This is a genomic window from Pseudomonas sp. BT-42-2 (assembly GCF_025847435.2).
GTDB classification, from domain to species: domain Bacteria; phylum Pseudomonadota; class Gammaproteobacteria; order Pseudomonadales; family Pseudomonadaceae; genus Aquipseudomonas; species Aquipseudomonas urmiensis.
This window is the reverse complement of record NZ_JAOYTM010000017.1, coordinates 96,614-121,043: the sequence shown is the minus strand read 5'-3', so window position 1 is coordinate 121,043 and position 24,430 is coordinate 96,614. Positions and strand designations below refer to the sequence as shown.

The following is a 24,430-nucleotide window of genomic DNA, read 5'->3' as shown; positions in this document are numbered from 1 at the left end:
TCAGAAATTTCCTTGTCCGAACCGACGCTATCGCGGGACAAGCCCGCTCCCACGGGGATTTCTCAAAGTCTGCGTGGGAGCGGGCTTGCCCCGCGATGAGGTGATCACTGATACCACGCAGTCGCTCAGTTCAGCCTCGATTAAGCGATTAATTGCTATGATCCGCGCCACTCAACCACGAACGATCAGCATGCCCGACCCAGCCCCCTGCCCGGCACGTGCCCTGCCCGACAGCTTTTTCGACCGTGATGCCCAGACCTTGGCCAAGGCTTTGCTGGGCAAGGTCATTCGCCATCGCCACGGCAATCTCTGGCTGGCCGCGCGGATCATCGAGACCGAGGCCTACTACCTGAGCGACAAAGGCAGCCACGCCTCGCTCGGCTTCACCGAAAAACGCAAGGCGCTGTTTCTCGATGGCGGGCACATCTACATGTATTACGCCCGTGGCGGGGATTCGCTCAATTTCAGCGCCCATGGCCCCGGCAACGCCGTGTTGATCAAGTCCGCCTACCCGTGGCTGGACGCCCTTTCCGATGCCAACAGCCTGGCGCAGATGCAGCTGAACAATCCTGACGCCAACGGCAACATCCGCCCAGACGAGCGCCTATGCGCCGGGCAGACCTTGCTCTGCCGCGCGCTTGGCCTGAAAGTGCCGCACTGGGACGCCAAGCGCTTCGACCCGGATCGCCTCTATGTCGAAGACTGCGCAATCAGTGTGCCGCAGATCATCCAATGCACGCGCCTGGGCATCCCGCACGGGCGCGACGAACACCTGCCGTACCGTTTCGTCGATGCTCAATTTGCCCGCTTTTGCACACGGAACCCGCTGCGTCGGGGCCAAGTCGAAGGCCGGGACTACTTCATTCTGGAACAAGGAAGCTGACTCATGGGCCAATGGCTCGACAGCCTGACCGGCTGGCTCAGCGCCAACCCGCAGTGGCTTGGCCTGGCAATCTTTCTGGTGGCATGCATCGAATGCCTGGCCATCGCCGGCATCATCGTACCGGGCACAGTGCTGCTGTTTGCGGTCGCGGTGCTCGCCGGTAGTGGCGCCTTCACCCTCGGTGAAACCCTGCTGCTGGGCTTTGCCGGCGGGCTGCTCGGCGATGCGCTGTCCTACAGCATCGGCAAGTACTTCCACCAGAACATCCGCCGCCTACCACTGATCCGCCATCACCCGGAATGGATCGGCAGCGCCGAGACCTACTTCCAGCGCTACGGAATCGCCAGCTTGCTGGTCGGGCGCTTCATTGGCCCACTACGGCCAATGCTACCGATGGTCGCGGGCATGTTCGACATGCCCCTGCCGCGCTTTATCGCCGTCAGCATGGTGGCTGGCGCCGGTTGGTCGGTGGCCTACCTGCTGCCCGGCTGGGCCACGGGCGCGGCCATGCGCCTGCCCTTGCCCGAAGGCTTCTGGCTCGATGCCGGGCTGATCGCCGGGACACTGGCGGTACTGATCGGCCTAAGCCTCAATAGCAGCATCCGCGACCAGCGCCATGGCACCCGCTTGATCGCCGCCCTGAGCTTCCTGGCGCTGGCCGGGTTGTTCATCGGCTGGCCTTATCTGCACGAGTTCGACCAGGGCGTAATGACCCTGGTACAGGAGCATCGCAGCCAGGCCGTGGATGGTGTGGTGGTGCTGGTTACCCGTCTGGGCGACTTCCGTACCCAGCTGTTCCTTGGCGCGCTGCTGACCGGTTTACTGCTGTTGGCACGGCAATGGCGTCATGCGCTGTTTGCCGGTAGTGCGTTGATGGGTACTGCGCTGGCTAATGGCACGTTGAAGTGGTTATTTGCGCGGGCACGACCTGAAGTGCTGACCGACCCGCTGACCAGCTACAGCATGCCCAGCGGACATAGTTCGGCATCGTTTGCGTTCTTCTTGGTGATGGCCATTTTAGCCGGACGTGGCCAACCGCCGCGGATGCGGCTGACCTGGGTGCTGCTTGGCTGTCTGCCGGCGCTGTCGATTGCGCTGTCGCGGGTGTACCTGGGCGCGCATTGGCCGACCGACATTCTCGCCGGTGCACTGCTGGCGTGCTGTGTGTGCGCTGTGAGCCTGACCCTGGTGCAGTATCGCCAGCCGCTGAACGCCTTGGGCCAGCGGGTTTGGTGGCTGGTGTTGCCGGCGTGCGTGGCGTTGTTGGCGTTCTTTGCCTTGCATGCGCTGCCGCAGGCTTTGCTGCGTTATCAGTATTGAGTGAGTCAGGGCCAGCCTCATCGCGGGGCAAGCCCGCTCCCACGCCAAGGATGTGAAAGGAGCCGTACAGGTAAACGACCTATCAGGCAAACAACTCGCCCTGAATCCGCTCGAGCAGGTTCTGAATTGCCGCCAAACGCTCCTGCGGCGAATCGATCGTCAGCAAATCCAACTTGTCCTCTTCCATGAACGGCAGCAGGTACGCCAGCTGATTGGCCAACGACAGCTGGCCGTCGACCGGCCGAGGCATATCCAGTGCCTCGACCATCGGGTGCTCACCCAGGGCCAGCAGCAGCGCGAGCAAATCATCCTCATGCTCGGTCAATTCGCTGTCCGTACCGTCCGCTAGCCAGTGCACCTCGCCCAGCAGCAATTGGTCCTTCTGCACCTCGGTCTGGATCACCTCGAAGCGCCGCACGCCCTCGACGCGGATCCCCAGCAAGCCGTTGTCCTGCTGGGTGAAGTCGCGAATCAGCGCCTCACAGCCAATCGAAGCCACCACCGGCGGCGCCTTGCCAACCTGCTCGCCCTCCAGGATGCATACCACGCCAAAACCGCTGCCTTGTTTCATGCAGCGGCCGATCATGTCCAGGTAGCGCGCCTCGAAGATCTGCAAGTCGAGCATGCAACCGGGAAACAGCACGGTATTGAGCGGAAACAGCGGTAGCGTCATCACAAATCCTCAGGCCACCAGGCTAACCGCCAACGGCAGGAACACCGCCGTGGCCACACCCATCAGGCTCATCGCCAACGCGGCGAAGGCGCCGCATTCGTCACTTTCCTGCAAGGCCACCGAAGTGCCAACCGCGTGCGCGGTCACGCCCAGCGACATGCCCCGCGCCTCTGGGCTGAGTACGCCAAAGCGGGTCAGCAGCGCCGGACCGAAAATCGCCCCGATCACCCCGGTAATCAACACGAACACCGCCGCCAGCGCGGCCACGCCACCGATTTGTTCGGCCACCAGCATGGCAATCGGCGAGGTCACCGACTTTGGCGCCATGGTCATCAGGATCATGTGCTCGGCACCGAACCACCAACCCAGCAACAGGCACGCCAGGGTGGCGAACAGGCCTCCGATTACCAGCGTAGTAAATGTCGGCCAGAACAGCTGGCGAATGCGCCGCAGGTTCAGGTAGAGCGGCACCGCCAAGGCCACCGTGGCCGGACCGAGGAGGATATTCATGATCTCGGTGCTTTTGCGGTACTCGGCATAGTCGATACCACAGGAGACCAACACGCCGATCACCAGCAGCATCGACACCAGCACCGGCTGCAGGAAGATCCAGCGGGTTTTCTCATAGCCTGCCAGCACGATCTGGTAGGCCCCCAAGGTGATGCCGATGCCAAACAATGGATGATGGATCACCGCGTTGAGCGCGCCCTGCCAGTCGAAGGTCATGGTTGCTCCTCGCGTTTGCCTTGGCGATGGATGAGCTTTTGCATCAACACGCCGACGAACACCAGGGTGGCCAGGCACGACAGCACCAGCGCACCGACGATGGCCCAAAAGTCTGCGGCAATGTCACTGGCATACACCATCACCCCTACCGCCGGCGGTACCAGCAACAGCGGCAAGTAGCGCAGCAGACTGGAAGCGGCCTCGTTCAGCGGCTTGCCGACCTCGCCGCGAATCATCAGGAACACCAGCAACAGCAGCAGGCCAATGATCGGCCCAGGCAGAATGGGCACAAACAGATGGTTGATTGCCGTACCCAGCAGTTGGAACAACACCAGCCAGGTCAAACCACGCAACAGCATAAGCATCTCCTTCGGGCATGGCGGCCATTATAAGCACGCGTTGGTTGCACCAATAAGCCGATATTCGCCGAAAACATGGCAACTTGACCGCAACCGCGCGACGTGCTGATCTTGGACTTTCGTACCACCCGAACAGCAATGACAATCCGGAGAGTCACGATGCCCTATGTACCTGTTGCAGAGCTTTCGCAGTACGTTGGAAAGGAACTGGGACGTTCCGAATGGCTGAAAATCGATCAGCAGCGCATCAACCTGTTCGCCGAAGCTACCGGCGACTTCCAGTTCATCCATGTCGACCCTGAAAAAGCCAGCAAGACCCCCTTCGGCGCCACCATCGCCCATGGTTTCCTCACCCTGTCGTTGATCCCCAAGTTGATGGAAGACATCCTGGTCCTGCCTGAAGGGCTGAAGATGGTGGTCAACTATGGCCTGGACAGCGTGCGCTTCATCCAGCCGGTGAAGGTCGATAGCCAGGTTCGGCTCAAAGTCGAGCTAACCGATGCCACCGAGAAGAAGCCGGGGCAGTGGCTGCTCAAGGCTACCGCCACCCTGGAGATCGAAGGCGAGGAGAAACCAGCGTATATCGCTGAGCCGTTATCGTTGTGCTTCGTCTGATCCTTCCTTGCACTGATCTGTAGGCGCTGACGAAGCCTGTAAACGAGGGTGTATTGCCCTCGCTTTAGCGACTGGATGCCTTGGAGGCTGCTGTGCAGCCCATCGCAGGCTGCGTCAGCCCCACGCATTCCCTGGCGCGCCAGCGCTGTCTGTGCCAACACATTCTGCGGCATACTCGGTAGATCTATCGCCCGGAATCCGCCATGCGTCCTCTGCTGCCCCTTGCCCTGACCTTGTTGCTCGCCGCTTGTGGCGAAGGCGAACCGCTGTCGCCGCCGGACGCGCGCCTGCCCGATGGTGGCCGCTATCGCGGTGAAGTGGTCAACGGCCTGCTGCAGGGTGAAGGCCGCATCGACTACCCCAACGGCAGCTGGTACGCCGGGACCTTCAACAATGGCCAATGGCATGGCCAAGGTGAATGGCACGGCAGCAATGGGGAGGTCTACCGCGGGCAGTTCGCTGGCGGCCTGTTCGATGGCCTGGGCGACCTGACCACCCCCGGCAGCCACTACGCCGGCACCTTCAAGCACGGCCGGCGCGATGGCGAAGGCACCCTCAAGCAGAACGATCAGGTCTATCGCGGCCAATTCAAGGACGACCAGTACCACGGTGCTGGTGAACTGGAGTTGGCCGATGGCAGCCGCTATCAGGGCCTGTTCGCCAAGGGCAAACCCAATGGCGCCGGGGTGCGCAGCGATGCCAGTGGCAATCAGTTCAGCGGCCGCTTCATCGATGGCCAGTTGCAAGGCAGCGGCACCTACGACAGCGTCGAGGGCGAGCAGTACATCGGAGAGTTCAAGGACAACCGCCTGGAAGGCCGCGGCCGCTACGAGAACGTCGACGGCGACGTGTGGATCGGCGAATTCAAGGACGGCTCGCTCGATGGCGAAGGCGAACTGCTTGGCAGCGATGGCAGCCGTTACAAGGGCGGCTTTCGCCAATGGCGCTTCAATGGCCAAGGCCACCTGCATCTGGCTGACGGCAGCCAATACCTTGGCGGTTTCGTCGATGACGCTTACCAGGGCCATGGCCGGCTGACCCAGGCCAACGGCCGGGTCGAGAGCGGCTACTGGGTCAAGGGTGTGCGGGTGCGTGACGAAAAAGGCAAGCTGTTGCCCGACCCGCTGGACCTGGCCCTGCTCAATCAAGGCAAACTGCTCGCAGACGCCCTGGCCAAGGTCCCGCACTCCAAGCCGCCGATCCAGCTCTACAGCCTGGTGGTCGCTGGCGATGGCCAGCAGAGCGTATTCCTGCGCGAGGCCGACTACGTCAGCAACATGCTCAAGGTACGCTTTGGCGCCCATGGCCAGATCACCCTGGTCAACCATCGCGATCACCTGACCGACCGCCCCATGGCCACCCGCGAGAACCTCACCCGCGCCGCCAAGACCCTGGCCGAGCGCAGCGGTCCGGAAGACCTGGTGTTCGTCTATCTGACCAGCCATGGCAGCCACGACCATCAACTGGTGCTCGACCAGCCGCGCCTGCAACTGGCCGACCTGTCCGCCGACGAACTGGCCAGTTCATTGGCGCCGTTAAAAGATCGCGACAAAGTCATCGTCATCTCCGCCTGCTATTCAGGGGGCTATATCGCCCCGCTCAAGGACGACCGGACCTTGATCATGACCGCCGCGCGCCCCGACCGCGTGTCATTCGGTTGCTCGGAAGAAGCCGACTTCACCTATTTCGGCGATGCCCTGTTCGCTGAAGCGCTTAACCAGACCGACGACTTGAAACAGGCGTTTGAACTGGCGCGCGCCAGCGTTGCCGAACGGGAAGCAAGGGAAGGCTTCGAAGCCTCGGAACCGCAGCTTTGGGCGCCGCCCGCCGTGCTCTCGCACTGGCAGCGCCTACGCCGGCAACAGGCCGAGCAAGCCTTGCGCAATGAAGCTCAGACAGCCAACCCGGCGCAGGAAAAAAACCCTGCCAGCCACTAAGCTGTGTGTAACAAGGGAGAGACATCATGTACTTGACGCCTCAGCATGTCCTGCTTGCCGGAGCCACCGGTCTAACCGGTGAACACCTGCTCGACCGCCTGCTCAACGAACCGACCATCAGCCGGGTGCTGGCGCCAACTCGCCGGCCCCTGGCCGAGCACCCGCACCTGGAAAACCCAGTGGGTGACCCGGCGGTGTTTCTCCCGCAACTGGGCGGACGCGTCGATATCGCGTTCTGTTGCCTGGGCACGACCCTCAAGCAGGCAGGCTCGGAGTCGGCCTTCCGCGCGGTGGATCTGGACATGGTCGTGGCCTTCAGCAAGCGTGCCCGGGAGATGGGCGCGCGGCACCTGCTGGTGGTCAGCGCGATTGGCGCCGATGCCAAGTCGTCGATCTTCTATAACCGGGTCAAGGGCGAGATGGAAGAAGCGCTCAAGGCCCAGGACTGGCCACAGCTGACCATCGTGCGGCCGTCACTGTTGCTTGGCGAGCGGATCGAGCCGCGCCTGGGCGAGCGCTTGGCGGCGCCGTTCTCCAAGTTCATGCCGGGCAAATACCGCGGGATCGAGGCATGCACCCTGGCACGTGCGCTATGGCGGCTGGCGCTGGAGGAGGAAGACGGCATTCGGGTTGTGGAATCGGATGAGCTGCGCAGGCTTGGTCGGAAGTGATTAAGATCCTGGGGCCGCGTTGCGGCCTTCGCGGGCAAGCCCGCTCCCACAGGGACCGCGCCCATCTTCAGAGCGGCGCCCTCCCGGTGGGAGCGGGCTTATCGGGGCGCCGAACCGCCGCGAAGGTCCGCGTTGCGGCCCCAACACTCTCACAGACCACCAGTAGCGTTGAAGCTCACCCCAAGCGCCGTCAACACTGACAAAGGCAGCAGCAAGGTATCGAGCAACAGGCTCCCCGGTAGATCCAACCGCGGATAAGCCGGCGCCTCGGCGCCAAACCTATCCAGCGGGCAACAGCCGCCGTTCATGACATACCAATCCAGCCGCGTCCCGGCATACACCAAGGGTGCCCCCGGCTTGCTGGCATCCAGCGTACGCACCGTGGCGCAACCACCCAGCTGGGCTAGCACCAGCACCCCCAGCAACGCCCGCCTCAATCATCGACCCCATAATGATGCTCGCCCCAACGCGGCAGCATGTCTTGCGGGATGTTCAGCAGATTGAGAATCCGCGCGACAACGAAATCGACCAGGTCATCGATGGTCTGCGGCTGGTGATAGAAGCCAGGCGCCGCCGGTAGGATCACCGCGCCCATCTGCGACAGCTTGAGCATGTTCTCCAGGTGAATGGTGGAGAACGGCGCCTCACGCGGCACCAGAATCAACTGGCGACGCTCTTTCAGGGTGACGTCGGCAGCGCGTTCGATCAGGTTGTTGCAGGCACCTGTAGCGATCGCCGACAACGTCCCCGTCGAGCACGGCACCACCACCATCGCCGCTGGTGCTCCGGAGCCGGAGGCCACCGGCGACATCCAGTCTTCCTTGCCGTACACGCGGATCTGCCCATCGGCGGCGCCGGTGTATTCGGTGAGGAAGGCCTGCATCGCCTGGGGCTTGGCTGGCAGTAGCACGTCGGTCTCGGTGGCCATCACCAGCTGCGCGGCCTTGGAGATGAGGAAGTGCACCTCTCGGTCCTCGCGCACCAGGCAGTCGAGCAGGCGCAGGCCGTACTGCGCTCCGGAGGCGCCGGTCATGGCCAGGGTGATGCGTTCCGGCCCGCTCATCACTGCAACGCCTCGGCCAGTTTGCCGTGCAGGCCGCCGAAGCCGCCGTTACTCATGATCACCACGTGGGTGCCCGGTCGTGCCTGGCCTTTGACCCGCTCGATGATCGCTTCCAGGCTGTCGGCAACCACGGACGGCACCTTGCACTGGGCGGCAGTGGCTGCCAGGTCCCAGCCGAGGTTGGCCGGGGCGTACCAGATGACCTGGTCGGCGTCGTTGACGCTTTCCGGCAAGCCGTCGCGGTGAGCGCCCAACTTCATCGAGTTGGAGCGCGGCTCGATCACTGCAATCACTGGCGCTTCGCCCACCCGCTTGCGCAGGCCGTCGAGGGTGGTGGCAATGGCGGTCGGGTGGTGGGCGAAATCATCGTAGATAGTCACGCCCTGTACTTCGGCGACCTTTTCCATCCGCCGCTTGACGCTCTTGAAGGCGCTCAGGCCGTCAATCGCCATCGCCGGTACCACGCCGACGTGGCGCGCAGCGGCCAAGGTAGCCAAGGCGTTGGCGACGTTATGCTGGCCGGTCATCTCCCACTTCACGATGCCTTGGGCAACCCCGTCGAACAGCACTTCGAAGTGCGAGCCATCGGCACTGAGCAGGCGCGCTTGCCACTGGCCGCCTTCACCCGTGGTTTGCACCGGCGTCCAGCAACCCATGCCGATCACCCGCTCCAGGGCTTGCTCAGTGGTCGGATGGATGACCAGGCCTTCGCTTGGAATGGTCCGCACCAAGTGATGGAACTGCCGCTCGATAGATGCCAGATCCGGGAAGATGTCCGCATGATCGAACTCAAGGTTATTGAGAATCGCAGTACGCGGGTGGTAGTGCACGAACTTCGAACGCTTGTCGAAGAAGGCGCTGTCGTATTCATCGGCCTCGACCACGAAGAACGGCGTGTCGCCCAGGCGCGCCGACACCGAGAAGTTCTGCGGCACGCCGCCGATCAGGAAGCCCGGACTCATGCCGGCATGCTCCAGCACCCAGGCCAGCATGCTGCTGGTCGTGGTCTTGCCATGAGTACCGGCCACCGCCAGCACCCAGCGCCCCTGCAGCACATGGTCGGCCAGCCACTGCGGGCCGGAAACGTACGGCAGGCCCTTGTTCAGGACATATTCGACCGCAGGGTTGCCGCGCGACATGGCATTGCCGATCACCACCAGATCCGGCGCCGGTTCCAGCTGGGCAGGGTCGTAGCCCTGGGTCAGCTCGATGCCCTGGGCCTGGAGCTGCGTGCTCATTGGCGGATAGACGTTGGCATCGGAGCCGGTGACCCGATGGCCCAGCTCCTTGGCCAGGACCGCCAGGGAACCCATGAAAGTGCCGCAAATACCAAGAATATGAATGTGCATGATCGACCTCGCAAAACGTCGAGGCAGGGTAGCCCAGGGCGAGCGAAATCGCACCCGCTGTTTCGTTCAGCCGCCCCTGGCGATGCCGTGTTTGCGAAGTTTTCGATACAAGGTATTGCGGCTGATGCCCAGGTGGCTGGCGACGTTGGTCAGGTGCCAGCGGTTTTGTTCCAGCACAGCCAACAAGACACTGCGCTCAGCATCCTCTAGAGGTAGATCGGCATGTAGAGGTGGATCAGCGCGTGAAGGTAGCTCAGCGTGGGAGCGGGCGTGCCCCGCGATAGCGCCGGCGCAGACCCCATCGAACTGACCCATGTCGCTATCGCGGGGCAAGCCCGCTCCCACGCACTGCGTATTGGAACGCACCAGCACAGGCAAGTCGGCATAGGTAATGCGCTGGTTGTCGCACAGCGCCACCAGCGTGCGCAGCACATTGCGCAGTTGCCGCACGTTACCCGGCCAGGCGAATGCCAGCAGCGCCTGGCGCGCCTGTGGCTCGATCTCGATGTGCTGCCCTTCGGCTTCCTGGCGCAACAAAAAGTCCAGCAGCGGCGCTTTGTCACTGCGCTCACGCACCGCCGGCAACGCCACTTCCAGGCCGTTTAGCCGGTAGTACAAGTCTTCGCGGAAGCTGCCCTGCTCCACCCGCTGCAAGAGGTTGCGGTGGGTAGCGCTGATGATCCGCACATCCACCGCCTGCGCCTCACCACCAATCGGCACCACCTGGCGATCCTCCAGCACCCTGAGCAGTCGCGTCTGCAACGCCAGCGGCATATCGCCGATTTCATCGAGCAACAACGTACCGCCATCGGCCTGCAGCAGTTTGCCGCGCATGCCTTCCTTGCGCGCACCGGTGAAACTGCCACCGCGATAACCGAACAACTCGCTCTCGATCAGGCTCTCTGGCAGCGAAGCGCAGTTGATGGCCACAAAAGGTTTGTGCCGACGCTGGCTGGCCTGGTGCACGGCCTGGGCGAACGCCTCCTTGCCACATCCAGTCTCGCCGCGCAGCAGCAGCGGCACGTCACGCTCGAACACGCGAACGGCGCGGCTGAAATCAGCTTTAAGAGCCGGATCGAGCAGACAGATCTGCGCCTGCGCCTCGGCCGTTTGCAGCGGCATCGCCGCTGGCACCGCCCAAGCTGCTGTGCGGGCCTGGCCACGCAGGCTGGCGAACACCTGGCGGCCGTCGCGGGTATGCAGGGGCCAGACTGCGCTGCCCTGCGGCGTGGCACGGCTGAGCAAATCGTCGTGGCTGCAGGCAAAAAACATATCCACAGGCTTGCCCAGCACTCCACCACGAATAGTGCCGAGCAGATTCAACGCACTCTGGTTGACCGCACTGATCCGCCCTTCGCCATCGAATGCCAGCAAGCCTTCGCTGAACAGCCCTACCGATTCGGCCTGCAAATGGAAACGCAGCAGCCACTGATGCTCGAAATGGCGCAGGAAGTAACAGCTCTCGATCATCTTCGCCGAGAGGTTGACCAGCGCCATGGTATGGAACTGGCTCTGGCGCGAGACATCGGGCCGCGCCGAAGACACGTCGAGTACCGCCAGCAGCTCGCCATGCGGGTCGAACACCGGGCTCGCCGAGCAGGTCAGCCCAGTGTGGCGGCCACGAAAATGTTCGTTTTGATGGATGGTCAGCGCCTGCCGCTCGACCAGGCAGGTGCCAATGCCATTGGTGCCCTCGCTGGCCTCGCTCCAGTCGGCGCCCAACCACAGCCCGGCGCGCTCGAAAATACGCCGTTCGGTAGGCGCGGTGACGCAATTGAGGATCACCCCGCGGGCGTCGGTCAGCAATACCGCGTGCCCCGCGCCCGATAGCTGCTGGTGCAGGCTATTCATCTCGGTGCCAGCAATCTGCAACACCTGGCGCAGGCGTTCGCGGGTTTCCAGCAGGCGCCCGTGTTCGAGCACCACCGGCGCCTGGCCACGGTCAGGGTCGAGGTGATAGTCCTCCAGGCAACGCAGCCAGGAACGGGCGATCGAAGGGTCGCTGGCAGGTCCGCTGCCCTCGCCACGGGCAACTGTCAGGACTTGATGGGCATGGCGGCTGAACGCATTGCTCTGCATTTGTTGTTGTGCTCCGCAGATAGAGACTCAGGGCCAGCATCCTCCACCCAGCAAGGCTTTGCAATGGCGCACTGACCCACAGGTCATGCGGCGTGTCATTAGCGGTACAAACTGTCACTGCGACTGTGCCATAGCGGGTACACAGGGGCTCAACGATAGTGCAAGGAGCGCAGTAACTCCTTGATTCACAAGGAGCGCCCGGCAGTGGCCCAAGCTTTGCTCTACGCTTTCCAACTCCCCAACAAACACAATAGCCAGGAGAGACACCATGCGTTACGCACATCCCGGTACCCAAGGCTCCAAGGTCAGCTTCAAGAGCCGTTACGGGAACTTCATCGGTGGCGAGTTCGTAGCTCCGGTCAAAGGCCAATACTTCGAAAACACATCTCCGGTGAACGGCAAGCTGATCGCCGAATTCCCCCGCTCCACTGCCGAAGACATCGACAAGGCGCTGGACGCCGCGCACGCCGCAGCCGACGCCTGGGGCCGCACCTCGGTGCAGGACCGCTCCAACGTCCTGCTGAAAATTGCCGACCGCATCGAGCAGAACCTCGAACTGCTGGCCATCACCGAAACCTGGGACAACGGCAAGCCGGTGCGTGAAACCCTCAACGCCGACATCCCGCTAGCTGTTGACCATTTCCGCTACTTCGCTGGTTGCATCCGCGCCCAGGAAGGCGGCGCCGCCGAGATCAACGAAGGCACCGTGGCCTATCACATCCACGAACCGCTGGGCGTGGTCGGGCAGATCATTCCGTGGAACTTCCCGATCCTGATGGCCGCCTGGAAACTCGCCCCGGCGCTGGCCGCCGGCAACTGCGTGGTGCTCAAGCCGGCCGAGCAGACCCCACTGGGCATCACCGTGCTGGTCGAGTTGATCGGCGACCTACTGCCGCCGGGCGTGCTCAACGTGGTGCAGGGGTATGGCCGTGAAGCGGGCGAGGCCCTGGCCACCAGCAAGCGCATCGCCAAGATCGCCTTCACCGGCTCCACCCCAGTCGGCTCGCACATCATGAAATGCGCAGCCGAAAACATCATCCCGTCCACCGTCGAGCTGGGCGGCAAGTCGCCGAACATCTACTTCGAAGACATCATGCAGGCCGAGCCGAGCTTCATCGACAAGGCTGCTGAAGGCATGGTCCTGGCGTTCTTCAACCAGGGCGAAGTGTGCACCTGCCCATCGCGGGCGCTGGTGCAGGAATCGATCTACCCGCAGTTCATGGAAGCGGTGCTGAACAAGGTCAAGAAGATCAAGCGTGGCGACCCGCTGGACACCGACACCATGGTCGGCGCCCAGGCCTCGCAGCAACAGTTCGAGAAGATCCTCTCGTACCTGGACATCGCCCAGGAAGAAGGTGCCGAGCTGCTCACCGGCGGCAAGGTGGAAAAACTCGAAGGCGCCCTGGCCACCGGCTATTACATCCAGCCGACCCTGCTCAAGGGCAACAACAAGATGCGCGTGTTCCAGGAAGAGATCTTCGGCCCGGTGGTCAGCGTCACCACCTTCAAGGACGAAGCCGAAGCGCTGGCGATTGCCAACGACACCGAATTCGGCCTGGGCGCCGGCGTGTGGACCCGCGACATCAACCGCGCCTACCGCATGGGCCGTGGGATCAAGGCGGGCCGGGTGTGGACCAACTGCTACCACCTGTACCCGGCGCACGCCGCTTTTGGCGGCTACAAGAAATCCGGCGTAGGCCGTGAAACCCACAAGATGATGCTCGATCATTATCAGCAGACCAAGAACCTGCTGGTGAGCTACGACATCAACCCGCTGGGCTTCTTCTAAACCGCGTTACGCCCTTCGCGGGCAATCCCGCTCCCACAGGCGCCACTGCATTTGAAACTGTGCTGTCCCTGTGGGAGCGGGCTTGCCCGCGAAGAGGCCGGCACTGACTTTTACCATTCCAGACCGGATCGCCTGAACGAACCTCTCTGGCTCGCTTCCTGCAGTACCCATCACCATCGGCCGGAAGCCTTCCGGCCACCAAGAAAAACAACAGGTGAACCTATGCCAAGCGATCACTCCGGTAGCACACCGGCCACTTCTTCCGTCGACTTCGAAAAAGTCGGCTCAGACTATTTCCAACAACGTGAACTGAAAAAAGGCGCCGCCGGCTGGGTCCTGCTGGTCGGCCTGGGGGTCGCCTACGTGATCTCCGGCGACTACGCCGGGTGGAACTTCGGCCTGGCCCAAGGCGGCTGGGGCGGCATGTTCCTCGCCACCCTGCTGATGGCTACCATGTACCTGTGCATGTGCTTCTCGCTGGCCGAACTGTCGTCGATGATCCCCACCGCAGGCGGCGGCTATGGCTTCGCCCGCAGCGCCTTCGGCCCCTGGGGCGGCTTCTTGACCGGAACCGCGATCCTCATCGAATACGCCATCGCTCCGGCTGCTATCGCGGTGTTCATCGGCGCCTATTGCCAGTCACTGTTCGGCATCGGCGGCTGGATGATTTATCTCGCGTTCTACATCATCTTCATCGGCATCCATATCTTCGGTGTCGGCGAAGCGCTGAAACTGATGTTCATCATCACCGCGGTGGCGGCAATTGCCCTGGTGGTGTTCCTGATCGGCATGGTGCCCCATTTCGATGCAGCCAACCTGTTCGATATCGCCCCAACCAGCGCGGCAGGCGCCAGCAGCTTCCTGCCATTCGGCTACATCGGCGTGTGGGCGGCGATCCCCTATGCGATCTGGTTCTTCCTGGCGGTCGAAGGTGTGCCATTGGCTGCCGAAGAAACCAAGAACCCTAAACGCGACCTGCCGCGCGGCTTGATCGGGGCGATGCTGGTGCTGCTCGCCTTTGCCCTGCTGATTCTGGTGATCGGCCCTGGCGGCGCGGGTTCCGAAGCGCTCAAGGCCTCGGGCAACCCGCTGGTAGAGGCGCTGTCGAAGGCTTACGGTGGCTCAACCTGGATGGGCAGCTTCGTCAACCTGGTCGGCCTTGCTGGCCTGATCGCCAGCTTCTTCTCGATCATCTACGCCTATTCGCGGCAGATCTTTGCGCTTTCTCGCGCCGGCTACCTGCCACGCAAGCTGTCCGAGACCAACAAGAGCAAAGCACCCGTGCTGGCCCTGGTCATCCCGGGGATCATCGGCTTCGCCCTGTCGCTGACTGGCCAGGGTGACCTGCTGATCCTGGTCGCGGTGTTCGGCGCAACCTTGTCGTACGTGCTGATGATGGCCGCACACATCACCCTGCGTATTCGTCGCCCCAAGATGGAGCGTCCGTACCGCACCCCGGGCGGCATCTTCACCTCGGGCGTGGCCTTGGTCCTGGCGTGCCTGGCCGTGGTTGCCGGGTTCCTGGTCGATCCACGCGTGGTGATTGGCGCGGCAGTGATCTATGGGGTATTAATTGCCTACTTTGCTTTCTACAGCCGCCACCACTTGGTAGCGGGGACGCCGGAAGAGGAATTCGCCGCGATCCAAAAGGCCGAAGAGGCCCTGCACTGATCGCCGATACGCGCCGCAGCTCGCTCCTGCGGCGCTCTGGAGAGTCTGTATGGCAAGTTTCGTACACACGGTAGGCAACCTGGTCTACCGCTTCGACAGCCTCAAGGAAGTCATGGCCAAGGCCAGCCCGGCGCGCTCGGGCGACTTTCTGGCGGGGGTCGCGGCCAGCAACGACGGCGAACGGGTCGCCGCGCAGATGGCCCTGGCCAACATCCCGCTCACGCATTTTTTGAGTGAGGCGCTGATCCCCTATGAGCAAGACGAAGTCACTCGCCTGATCATCGACAGCCACGACGCCGAAGCCTTTGCCCCGGTCAGCCACCTGACGGTGGGCGGCCTGCGCGACTGGCTGCTCGGCGAAGACGCCACTGAAGACAGCCTGCGCGCTCTCGCCCCCGGCCTGACCCCTGAAATGGCTGCGGCAGTGTCGAAAATCATGCGCGTGCAGGATCTGGTGCTGGTCGCGCAGAAGATCCGCGTGGTGACCCAGTTCCGCGGCACCATGGGCCTGCGCGGACGGCTGTCGACCCGCCTGCAACCGAACCATCCGACCGATGAACCGGCCGGGATCGCCGCGAGCATCCTCGACGGGCTGCTGTATGGCAACGGTGACGCCATGATCGGCATCAACCCGGCCACCGACAGTATTTCTTCGATCTGCGCCATGCTGGAAATGCTCGATGCGATCATCCAGCGCTATCAGATCCCCACTCAAGCCTGCGTGTTGACTCACGTCACCACCTCGATCGAGGCGATCAACCGCGGCGTGCCGCTGGACCTGGTATTTCAGTCCATCGCCGGCACCGAGGCGGCCAACGCCGGCTTTGGCATCAACCTCAACGTCCTGCAGGAAGGCTATGAAGCCGGCCTGTCGCTCAAGCGCGGCACCCTCGGCCAGAACCTGATGTATTTCGAAACCGGCCAAGGCAGCGCCCTGTCGGCCAACGCTCACCATGGCGTTGACCAGCAGACCTGCGAAACCCGCGCCTATGCCGTGGCCCGCCATTTCAAGCCGTTTCTGGTCAACACCGTGGTCGGCTTCATCGGCCCGGAATACCTGTACAACGGCAAGCAGATCATCCGCGCCGGCCTGGAGGATCACTTCTGCGGCAAGCTGCTGGGCGTGCCGATGGGCTGCGACATCTGCTACACCAACCACGCCGAAGCCGACCAGGACGACATGGACACCCTGCTGACCCTGCTGGGTGTGGCCGGGATCAACTTCATCATGGGCATTCCCGGCTCCGACGACATCATGCTCAATTACCAGACCACCTCGTTCCACGACGCGCTGTATGCGCGCCAGACCCTGGGCCTCAAGCCCGGTCCGGAATTCGAGGCGTGGCTTGAGCGCACCGGCATCTTCACCCAGGCCGATGGCCGCATTCGCTTTGGCGACAACCTGCCGCCCGCTTTCCGCCAAGCCTTGGCGCAGCTGGCCTAGAGGTGACCATGGAACGACACACGCCCACCCACGACAACCCCTGGCTGGCCCTGCGCAATCTCACCCCGGCGCGAATTGCCTTGGGCCGCAGCGGCATCAGCCTGCCCACCGGCGCCCAGCTGGATTTTCAGTTCGCTCACGCCCAGGCCCGTGATGCGGTGCACTTGGCCTTCGATCACGCCAGCCTGCGCAGCCAACTGAGTGAGCACGGCTGCGACAGCCTGCTGCTGCACAGCGCCGCCAGCGACCGCGACCAGTACCTGCAACGCCCGGATCTGGGTCGTCGGCTGAACCAGGAGTCGGTCCAGCAACTGCGCGAGTACGTCCAAGCCAATCCGGGTGGCGTCGACCTGGCCATCGTCGTCGCCGACGGTCTGTCGGCCCTGGCCGTACACCGCCATACCCTGCCGTTGCTCGCGCGTTTCGAAGAGCAGGCCGCCGCTGACGGCTGGAGCAGTGCCCCGGTGGTGCTGGTCGAGCAAGGCCGGGTTGCCGTGGCCGATGAAGTCGGCGAACTGCTTGGCGCGCGCATGACCGTGATGTTGATCGGCGAACGCCCTGGCCTGAGCTCGCCAGACAGCCTTGGCCTGTACTTCACCTACGGCCCCAAAATCGGCCTGACCGACGCCTATCGCAACTGCATTTCCAACGTACGCCTGGAGGGCTTGAGCTACGGCATGGCCGCTCACCGCCTGTTGTACCTGATGCGCGAAGCCTGCCGGCGCCAGCTGTCGGGGGTGAATCTTAAGGACGAAGCCGAGGTCCATAGCCTCGACACTGAAAACTCTTCAAGCAAAAGCGGAAACTTCCTACTTGGGGAAGAGTAAAAATCATGTCACGGAAGGTGGATTGCGCTTCTAGCCTGCATTGGGGCAGCATGCCCGTGAAAGCTGCTGGCAATCCGCTGTTTCCCCAAATGGACTCTGAGGGCCGCACATGCGCATCATCAAGGCAACCCTGGAACACCTCGACCTGCTCAACCCGTTGTTCGTGAAGTACCGCGAGTTCTATGGGCAGCTGCCCTATCCGGACAGTTCGCGCAGCTTCCTCGAGAAGCGCCTCAGGCTCAAAGAGTCGGTGATCTATCTGGCGCTGCCGGATGATGACGACAGTAAACTGCTGGGTTTCTGCCAGCTGTATCCGAGCTTTTCGTCGCTGTCGCTCAAGCGCGTATGGATTCTCAACGACATCTACGTGGCCGAGGACGCCCGACGCATGCTGGTGGCCGACCATCTGATGCGCGAGGCCAAGAAAATGGCCAAAGAAACGAATGCCGTGCGCATGCGGGTGTCGACCAGCAGTGATAACGAGGTGGCGAAGAAGACCTACGAATCCATGGGCTTTCGCCAAGATACCGAGTTCACCAGCTACATTTTGCCGATCAACCAGGATTGAGCTACCCCACGCGAGGTCGCTATGCGGGTTGTGGCCAAGCGTGGGAGCGGGCTTGCCCCGCGATTGGGGCCCCCCGTTCCCACGTAGCCCTCATACCAGCCAAAACCATCGTAACCCGCCGCTACAATCTCCCCGGGCACAATCTCCCCTTGTCCGTATAATGCCCCTCCTATATGTGTGAAAATTTACCCACTCGCAGGTAAACAAGCCTACGCCCTTGCCGATCTCCGTCTTTGCGCGCCCGTAGTCGCGGGTCAAGAACACAGGTGCTGTACATGGATTTCAACCCGCTGGACCTTATCCTGCATCTCGATGCCTACCTCGATCTGCTGGTCACCAACTACGGCCCCTGGATCTACGCCATTCTGTTCGCCGTGATCTTCTGCGAGACCGGCCTGGTGGTGATGCCTTTCCTGCCTGGCGATTCGCTGCTGTTCATCGCTGGCGCCGTGGCCGCAGGCGGCGGAATGGACCCAGTATTGCTCTGCGGGCTGCTGATGGCGGCGGCAATCATGGGCGACAGTACCAATTACGTGATCGGCCGAACGGCGGGCGAACGCTTGTTCAACAAGCCCGATTCGAAGATCTTCCGCCGCGATTACCTGCAGCGCACCCACGAATTCTACGAGCGCCACGGCGGCAAGACCGTGACCCTGGCGCGCTTCCTACCCATCCTGCGCACGTTTGCGCCGTTCGTTGCCGGCATCGCCCACATGCATTACCCGCGTTTTCTGGCCTTCAGCGTCGCCGGCTCGCTGTTGTGGGTCGGTGGCCTGGTCACCCTGGGCTTCTTCTTCGGCAATGTGCCGTTCATCAAGCAGCACCTGTCGCTGATGGTCGTCGCCATCATCGTCCTGTCGCTGGTGCCGATGATCCTCGGTTTGCTGCGGGGCCGCTTCGGCCGCGCCGCCAAGGCGCACTGACCGGCCCATGTGGTCGTTACGCGCCTGGCGGCGTCGACGTACACTGGCCCGTTATCCGATCGATGCCCAGTTGTGGCAGGCTGTTCGTGAACAGCTGCCACTGCTCGACGGTATCAGCGAGGAAGAAGACCGCTGGCTGCGCGAAGCCTGCGTGTTGTTTCTGCATGACAAGCACCTGACCACCCTGCCCGGCGTCGAGCTGGACGACCAGCAGCGCCTGCTGCTCGCCGCCCAGGCCCAGTTGCCACTGCTGCACCTGGGCGACCTGGACTGGTATCAAGGCTTTCACGAAATCATCCTCTACCCCGACGACTTCAAGAGCCCCCAGCGCCACCGCGACGCCAGCGGTGTCGAGCACGTGTATGACGGCGAACACAGCGGCGAAGCCTGGCAACAAGGCCCGGTGATCCTGGCCTGGGACGGCGTGCTCAGCGGGGGTGGCTGGGAGGCCTACAACCTGGTGATCCACGAGCTGGCGCACAAACTCGACATGCTCAACGGCGACGCCAACGGCCTGCCGCCACTGCACAACGACATGCACGTCGGCGACTGGTCCCAGGCCATGCAACAGGCCTACGACGATCTCAACCGGCAGCTGGACGCCAACCCCGACGCCGAGACCGCCATCGACCCCTACGCTGCGGAAAACCCTGGCGAATTCTTTGCCGTCACCAGCGAATATTTCTTCAGCGCCCCTGACCTGCTGCATCAGGCTTATCCACAGGTGTACCAGCAATTGGCGCTGTTCTACCGCCAGGATCCGCTGTCCCGCCTGAGCCAACTGCAGGCCGAACATCCGCAGTACCGCGATCATCACTCCTGACACACATCCAGGCACGTCCGCACATCAGGCAGGGCGTGGCGTGGCCCAGCAGAATGTGCCTATAATCGCCGCCAATTTTCCGATCAGACACGGGGGCACTGCCCAATGAGCTACAGCAAGATTCCGGCTGGCAAAGACCTGCCGAACGACATCTACGTCGCCATCGAGATCCCGGCTAACCACGCGCCGATCAAATACGAGATCGACAAAGACAGCGACGCGCTGTTCGTCGACCGTTTCATGGCTACCCCGATGTTCTACCCAGCCAACTACGGCTACATCCCCAACACCCTGGCTGACGACGGTGATCCGCTCGACGTGCTGGTCGTGACCCCTTACCCGGTCGCTCCAGGCTCGGTCATCCGCGCCCGTCCAGTCGGCATCCTGAACATGACCGACGACGGCGGCGGCGACGCTAAAGTCATCGCCGTACCGCACGACAAGCTGTCGCAGCTGTACGTCGACGTCAAAGAGTACACCGACCTGCCAGCGCTGCTGATCCAGCAGATCGAGCACTTCTTCGCGAACTACAAAGATCTCGAGAAGGGCAAGTGGGTCAAGATCGAAGGCTGGGAAGGCGCTGACGCCGCCCGTGCCGCGATCACCAAATCGGTTGCTGCCTACAAAGGCTAAGCCCGATGGGTATCTAGAGCCCCGCTTCGGCGGGGCTTTTTTGTGCCTGCTCAACGGCGGTAAGGGCAATATCCAAGAAAAGTCCTACTCAGTCCTAGGACCCGTCTCTCAATACGCGCCATTTCTTACACACTACGCAAACCTCAGGTTCATTTTCCCGCAGACGCTTGCCCGCTAGACTCGGCCCCATGACTACCTCTGGTGACCGCCTAAAGTCACTCCTTCAGGAGTGCGAACTGACCCCTTCCGACTTCGCTGCCCAGCGCGGCGTCACGCCCCAGCACGTCAACAACTGGTTCAAGCGCGGTATTCCTCTGGCCCGCCTCGATGAAACCGCCGACCTGTTCTGCGTGCACCGTCGCTGGCTGCTAAGCGGCGAAGGCCCTAAACACCCAAGCCCGATCCTGCGCCAAAGCCTCTTAACGCCCACCCCGGCAAAAGCCAGCCCGCTGCTGGGCGACGATACGCGCATGGTGAACATCGCCCTACACAGCGTGAGCAACAGGCGTCTGCAACCCGACCAACACAGCTACCTGCCGCTGCCCCAGCAAGCCCTCGAAGCGCTTGGCGTGGCAGTGGAACAGGCTATCTGCGTGAACATGCCCGCCGCCAACATGGCCCCGCTGATCCCCCTGAACGCCATCGTTGCCATCGACCGGGGCATGACTCAAGTCGTCGAAGGCCAAGCCTATGCCCTACTGCACAACGGCCAACTGAAAGTGCACAGTCTGAGCCTCGGCAACAACGACACCCTGTGTTTACACAGCCACGACCGACGCAATTACGCCGTCGAGCGCTACACCCCCGCCCAACGCCATGCGCAAGGCCTGGAAATCCTTGGGCGGGTGTTTCATTGGTCATATTTCAGCCAGCCAGTACCAGGCTGAAACACCCAGTGCCACTTTTTGCTGGGCAACACGAGCGCGCCCTAGTATCCTTGCCCGCACATTTCGCCCCAGACCGGCCAAGGCCGCGCTCCAGAGGGCCTGGCGACGCCTCATACAGCCGTCTGCCATCTTTTTCATGGTCCTTGAGACCATACCGTTTAAGGCGGTTGCGGCTTACCAAAAATGAGCCAAGATCGTCCCCGAGAAGCCGGCCACAAGCCGGCTTTTTAATGCCCGATATTCAGAACCGCGTCACCACCCCCATCCGCACCGTACGCCCCGGCGCCGGCATGAAGCTCTGTGCCAGCGGATCCAGGTAATAGCGGTCCGTCAGGTTCTGCACCGACACATTCACCTGCGTGTGCGCCAGCAACTTGTACGCGAGGAACAGATCGAACAACGCCACTGACCGGTACTCGATCTGCGGCGTGGTTGCGCCAGTCTGCCAAGGCTTGTCGAGGGTACTGGTCGGGCCAGAGCTGTAGGTCACCCGGCTACCAACGGTCAGTGCCTCATCGAAAAAGCGCAGGCCGCTGGTCAGGCTGGCTGAGAGTCTCGGTGGGTTCTGGGTATTGGTGTACGAACCCATGAAGCTGCCTGGTGTGCAGTTGGGCGTGTCATGGGTCTTCTGGTACGAGTCGGCGGTGGCGCGCAGTTTGCCGGCGAACTCCGAGTCGCAGGTCTCGGTCTTGAGGTAGTAGGTGGCCGATAGATCGGCGAACACCCGGCCGGCGTCGTAGTTCGATTGCAGCTCAAGGCCACTGGTGCTGAAGCTGTCGGTATTGCTGAACGACATCTGCCCCCACAGGCCGGGGCTTGGGTCGTAGTAGCGGGTGATGTAGTTCTTGATGGTGTTATTGAAGTAGGCCAGCTTGATCGCAGCCGAGTCGTGCTCGGTCAACAGGTCGTCGCGCAGGGCGCTGACGCCAATCTCCCAGCTCTGCGAGCGCTCAGGCTTGAGGCTCTTGCCTGGGGTGACCTGCTGGGTGCCCTGGCTGGTTTCGAACAGCGACGGCAAGCGCAGGCCCTGGGTGTAGGTGACATAGAAGAAGGTGTCGGGCAGCAGCTCGACATTGATGCCGAATGCCGGCGAGAACCCGCCACCACTGCTGCTGCCCTGCGGGGTATGGTCGTAGCCGGTGACCACGCTGCTGATGCCCTCTGGATTGACCTCGACGCGGGTCGCACCGAAGTCGTTGAAGCGCACGCCGTTGAACGGCTCGTTACTGTTGCGAAAGACAATGCCGTTGTTCAGCCGGGGATCGGTGGCGTCGGTGTATTGGCCGTTCTGGTCCGGGAACCACGTCATGTTGCCCCACCCCTTGGGACCGCTTGCCGAAATGTAGCGCACCTCACGCTCCTCACGCCGGGCGCTGGCGAGCACGGTGTTGTCCTTGGTGCGGTAGTGGCTGTAGCGCCCGCCGCCCCATAAGGTCAGTTGCTCGATTGGCTGATACTCGAGCTTGCCGTTGAAGCTGAACTCTTGCCGTGAAGCATCGCGCAGGGTGCGGTTGGCGTCGATGTCGTGCTGGGTGATCAGCACGCTCTTTTGCGGTTGCAGGTCTTCAAGCTGGAACGCGCCGCCCAGGTCCAAGGTGAAGTCACCCTGGGCTGTCTGGAAGCGGGAGATGTTGTTCAGGTCGCCACCGATGCGCCGGTTGTCCTGGCGGGTCCAGCTGCGGTCGGAGCGAAACAGCTGGGAAACCGGTGCCGTCCAGGCCGAACTCAACGAGCTGGTTTGCGCGTCGGTCATCCACAGGGAGCCGGTCAAATCGACCAGTGGATTGCCAGCGGGCAGGTAGTGATAGCGCGCGGTGTAGGTATCGATCTTCACCTCACCCAGCGGATACTGGTAGATACCGGCGGTGCCGAAGCGGTAGATGTCAGACGGCATGATTTCGGCGCTGCGCCCGTCGTAACGGCGATAGCCCAAGTCCAGGGTGTGACCGTCGGCGATCCGCCAGGTGGCCTTGAGCAGGTATGAGTCGGTTTTCGCTGAGGAGTTGAGCACTTCCTCACCGGCGTTGTAGGTCATCGCCACGCTGGGCTGTTCACTGCCGCTCTGGTCATAGATGCGGTAGCGGTTCTGGCCTTTCTTGCCGGAAAAATAGTTGCCCTGATTGCGATGCGCATAGGCCGCGACCACGTCCAGGCGCTCGGTGCCAAAGGCAAAGGCAGCGCTGCCAGACTCGGCCTCTGAGCCGAACAGGCTGGCGCGCTCATCGCGGGGTGCCACGCTCAGGCTTTCATCCTTGGAACTGGCGCTACGATGAGCGGGTGCTACGCCGTTGTTCCATAGGTCGCCCTTCAGGCGTACGCCCACCTTGTTGCCGTCGACCAGAATGTCCTGCACGCCGATCGTCTTCATTTCCACCGAACCGCCGATCGCCCCAGACTTGGTCGACGGCCCCTTGTTGACGGTCACGCTGCTGATCAAGTCCGGGTCGATGTAGCTGCGTTGCTGAGTGCCGCCATAGCCACGATAGACATCCAGCGCCTGCTGCGAACCATCGACAGTGACCGCCACCCGGCTCTGCCCTTGGATACCGCGGATGTTGACGTCCAGTGCGCCGCCGTTGCGAGTGTCGCCGACCTGCACGCCAGGCACGCCGCTGAGCAAGTCACCCACTGACTCCCGGCCAAAGCGGTCGATCTGCTCGCTGTTCAGGTGCACAGAGGAGCGTGGCGCGCGATAGGCGTCCTCCTGCGGCCCCTGCGCGGCGGCTTCGACCATCGTCGGCGACAACTCGGCTGGCGCATTCGGCGCGTTGCCCGGTGCCATCAACACATAAGTCCCGGTCGAGCTCGGCGCCAACTGCAGCCCACTGTTGGCGAGCAACCGCTGCACGCCTTCGCTGACCGTATAGCGCCCTTTCAACGCAGGTGCCGTGCGCCCGCGAGTCAGCTCAGGATCGTAAGACACCAGCAGTCCGGAGTGGCTGGCGAAGCTAGCCAGGGCTGTGCCCAATGGCCCTTGGGCAATGTTGTAGTCCCGCCGCGTGGCATCGTCCAGGCGGGTCGCTGCGACGTTGGTTGTAGGGGGCTCTTGGGCCAGGGCAAGACTGCTGTTGAGCAGACCGGCGCCGCAGCAGCTGATCATCGTGCAACGCAGGGCAAAGGTGAGCGGTGACAGGCAGAGTCGAGGACGCGAAGCAGGTGACGAACAACGGATGGGGAGCATGCTGATCTC

Annotated in this window: 22 protein-coding genes; 14 read left to right on the top strand and 8 right to left on the bottom strand. The window is 62.6% G+C overall.

The features are described 5' to 3' along the window. Window positions 1–190 precede the first annotated feature (190 nt). Window positions 191–883 carry a DNA-3-methyladenine glycosylase gene (locus OIU19_RS21090; RefSeq protein WP_264236632.1) on the top strand — a complete coding sequence of 231 codons (693 nt, stop codon included), beginning with the start codon at window positions 191–193 and terminating at the stop codon, window positions 881–883. A 3-nt stretch (window positions 884–886) separates the two neighbouring features. Beyond that, window positions 887–2,203, top strand: coding sequence for a bifunctional DedA family/phosphatase PAP2 family protein (locus OIU19_RS21085; RefSeq protein ID WP_264236631.1), 1,317 nt, complete (start codon window positions 887–889; stop codon window positions 2,201–2,203). An 82-nt stretch (window positions 2,204–2,285) separates the two neighbouring features. Here the strand turns inward: OIU19_RS21085 and OIU19_RS21080 are convergent, their stop codons facing one another. Genes OIU19_RS21080 through OIU19_RS21070 form a run of 3 tightly spaced genes read right to left on the bottom strand, consistent with a single transcriptional unit; the run spans window position 2,286 to window position 3,961 of the window. Continuing rightward, window positions 2,286–2,876: an LON peptidase substrate-binding domain-containing protein gene (locus OIU19_RS21080; protein WP_186556658.1), complete on the bottom strand. Its 591-nt coding sequence runs from the start codon at window positions 2,874–2,876 to the stop codon at window positions 2,286–2,288. Window positions 2,877–2,885: 9 nt separating this feature from the next. Beyond that, the gene (locus OIU19_RS21075; RefSeq protein WP_264236630.1) at window positions 2,886–3,602 is read right to left on the bottom strand and encodes an LrgB family protein; all 717 of its coding nucleotides are present in this window, start codon (window positions 3,600–3,602) and stop codon (window positions 2,886–2,888) included. After that, window positions 3,599–3,961 carry a CidA/LrgA family protein gene (locus tag OIU19_RS21070; RefSeq protein WP_264236629.1) on the bottom strand — a complete coding sequence of 121 codons (363 nt, stop codon included), beginning with the start codon at window positions 3,959–3,961 and terminating at the stop codon, window positions 3,599–3,601. Before OIU19_RS21070 ends, OIU19_RS21075 begins: the two co-directional genes overlap by 4 nt. Window positions 3,962–4,120: 159 nt before the next feature. Between OIU19_RS21070 and OIU19_RS21065 the strand changes: the two genes are divergently transcribed. The 3 genes from OIU19_RS21065 to OIU19_RS21055 all read left to right on the top strand — a co-directional run bounded on the left by OIU19_RS21065 (window position 4,121) and on the right by OIU19_RS21055 (window position 7,184). Further along, entirely contained in the window at window positions 4,121–4,576 is a 456-nt protein-coding gene (locus OIU19_RS21065) for a MaoC family dehydratase (protein WP_186556655.1), read from the top strand. Between the two features lie 203 nt (window positions 4,577–4,779). Beyond that, complete coding sequence (locus OIU19_RS21060) at window positions 4,780–6,513, top strand: C13 family peptidase (RefSeq protein WP_264236627.1); 1,734 nt, start codon at window positions 4,780–4,782, stop codon at window positions 6,511–6,513. 26 nt (window positions 6,514–6,539) lie between these two features. Further along, window positions 6,540–7,184 (top strand): oxidoreductase, encoded by a 645-nt coding sequence (locus tag OIU19_RS21055; protein WP_186556653.1) that lies wholly within the window; start codon window positions 6,540–6,542, stop codon window positions 7,182–7,184. A gap of 149 nt (window positions 7,185–7,333) precedes the next feature. On the opposite strand, the gene OIU19_RS21050 is transcribed toward OIU19_RS21055, so the two are convergent. The 4 genes from OIU19_RS21050 to OIU19_RS21035 all read right to left on the bottom strand — a co-directional run bounded on the left by OIU19_RS21050 (window position 7,334) and on the right by OIU19_RS21035 (window position 11,675). Beyond that, on the bottom strand, window positions 7,334–7,621 hold the full coding sequence (locus OIU19_RS21050; protein ID WP_264236625.1) for a YceK/YidQ family lipoprotein: 288 nt from the start codon (window positions 7,619–7,621) through the stop codon (window positions 7,334–7,336). Further along, the gene (gene ubiX / locus OIU19_RS21045) at window positions 7,618–8,247 is read right to left on the bottom strand and encodes a flavin prenyltransferase UbiX (RefSeq protein ID WP_186556651.1); all 630 of its coding nucleotides are present in this window, start codon (window positions 8,245–8,247) and stop codon (window positions 7,618–7,620) included. The genes OIU19_RS21050 and ubiX overlap by 4 nt, the downstream gene beginning before the upstream one ends. After that, window positions 8,247–9,596, bottom strand: coding sequence for a UDP-N-acetylmuramate:L-alanyl-gamma-D-glutamyl-meso-diaminopimelate ligase (gene mpl / locus OIU19_RS21040; protein WP_264236624.1), 1,350 nt, complete (start codon window positions 9,594–9,596; stop codon window positions 8,247–8,249). Before mpl ends, ubiX begins: the two co-directional genes overlap by 1 nt. A 66-nt stretch (window positions 9,597–9,662) precedes the next feature. Then, window positions 9,663–11,675 carry a sigma-54-dependent Fis family transcriptional regulator gene (locus OIU19_RS21035; RefSeq protein ID WP_264236623.1) on the bottom strand — a complete coding sequence of 671 codons (2,013 nt, stop codon included), beginning with the start codon at window positions 11,673–11,675 and terminating at the stop codon, window positions 9,663–9,665. A 268-nt stretch (window positions 11,676–11,943) separates the two neighbouring features. Between OIU19_RS21035 and OIU19_RS21030 the strand changes: the two genes are divergently transcribed. The 9 genes from OIU19_RS21030 (at window position 11,944) to OIU19_RS20990 (ending at window position 21,240) form a co-directional block, all read left to right on the top strand. Continuing rightward, window positions 11,944–13,464, top strand: coding sequence for an aldehyde dehydrogenase family protein (locus OIU19_RS21030; RefSeq protein ID WP_264236622.1), 1,521 nt, complete (start codon window positions 11,944–11,946; stop codon window positions 13,462–13,464). A gap of 222 nt (window positions 13,465–13,686) precedes the next feature. Next, complete coding sequence (gene eat, locus OIU19_RS21025; RefSeq protein ID WP_264236621.1) at window positions 13,687–15,135, top strand: ethanolamine permease; 1,449 nt, start codon at window positions 13,687–13,689, stop codon at window positions 15,133–15,135. Between the two features lie 49 nt (window positions 15,136–15,184). Next, window positions 15,185–16,579 carry an ethanolamine ammonia-lyase subunit EutB gene (locus OIU19_RS21020; RefSeq protein ID WP_264236620.1) on the top strand — a complete coding sequence of 465 codons (1,395 nt, stop codon included), beginning with the start codon at window positions 15,185–15,187 and terminating at the stop codon, window positions 16,577–16,579. A gap of 8 nt (window positions 16,580–16,587) precedes the next feature. Then, window positions 16,588–17,406, top strand: coding sequence for an ethanolamine ammonia-lyase subunit EutC (eutC, locus tag OIU19_RS21015; protein ID WP_264236619.1), 819 nt, complete (start codon window positions 16,588–16,590; stop codon window positions 17,404–17,406). Window positions 17,407–17,515: 109 nt separating this feature from the next. Next, complete coding sequence (locus OIU19_RS21010) at window positions 17,516–17,974, top strand: GNAT family N-acetyltransferase (RefSeq protein WP_264236618.1); 459 nt, start codon at window positions 17,516–17,518, stop codon at window positions 17,972–17,974. Between the two features lie 275 nt (window positions 17,975–18,249). Then, window positions 18,250–18,897, top strand: coding sequence for a DedA family protein (locus OIU19_RS21005; RefSeq protein WP_264236617.1), 648 nt, complete (start codon window positions 18,250–18,252; stop codon window positions 18,895–18,897). A 7-nt stretch (window positions 18,898–18,904) separates the two neighbouring features. Beyond that, a complete protein-coding gene (locus tag OIU19_RS21000; protein WP_264236615.1) occupies window positions 18,905–19,720 on the top strand; it encodes a zinc-dependent peptidase in 816 nt (271 codons plus the stop codon). A gap of 105 nt (window positions 19,721–19,825) precedes the next feature. Further along, window positions 19,826–20,353, top strand: a complete 528-nt coding sequence (ppa, locus tag OIU19_RS20995) for an inorganic diphosphatase (RefSeq protein WP_203648181.1) — start codon at window positions 19,826–19,828, stop codon at window positions 20,351–20,353. A gap of 188 nt (window positions 20,354–20,541) precedes the next feature. After that, a complete protein-coding gene (locus tag OIU19_RS20990; RefSeq protein ID WP_264236613.1) occupies window positions 20,542–21,240 on the top strand; it encodes a S24 family peptidase in 699 nt (232 codons plus the stop codon). 241 nt (window positions 21,241–21,481) lie between these two features. Here OIU19_RS20990 and OIU19_RS20985 read toward each other — a convergent pair whose 3' ends face one another. Beyond that, complete coding sequence (locus tag OIU19_RS20985) at window positions 21,482–24,421, bottom strand: TonB-dependent receptor (protein ID WP_264236612.1); 2,940 nt, start codon at window positions 24,419–24,421, stop codon at window positions 21,482–21,484. Window positions 24,422–24,430: the final 9 nt, after the last annotated feature.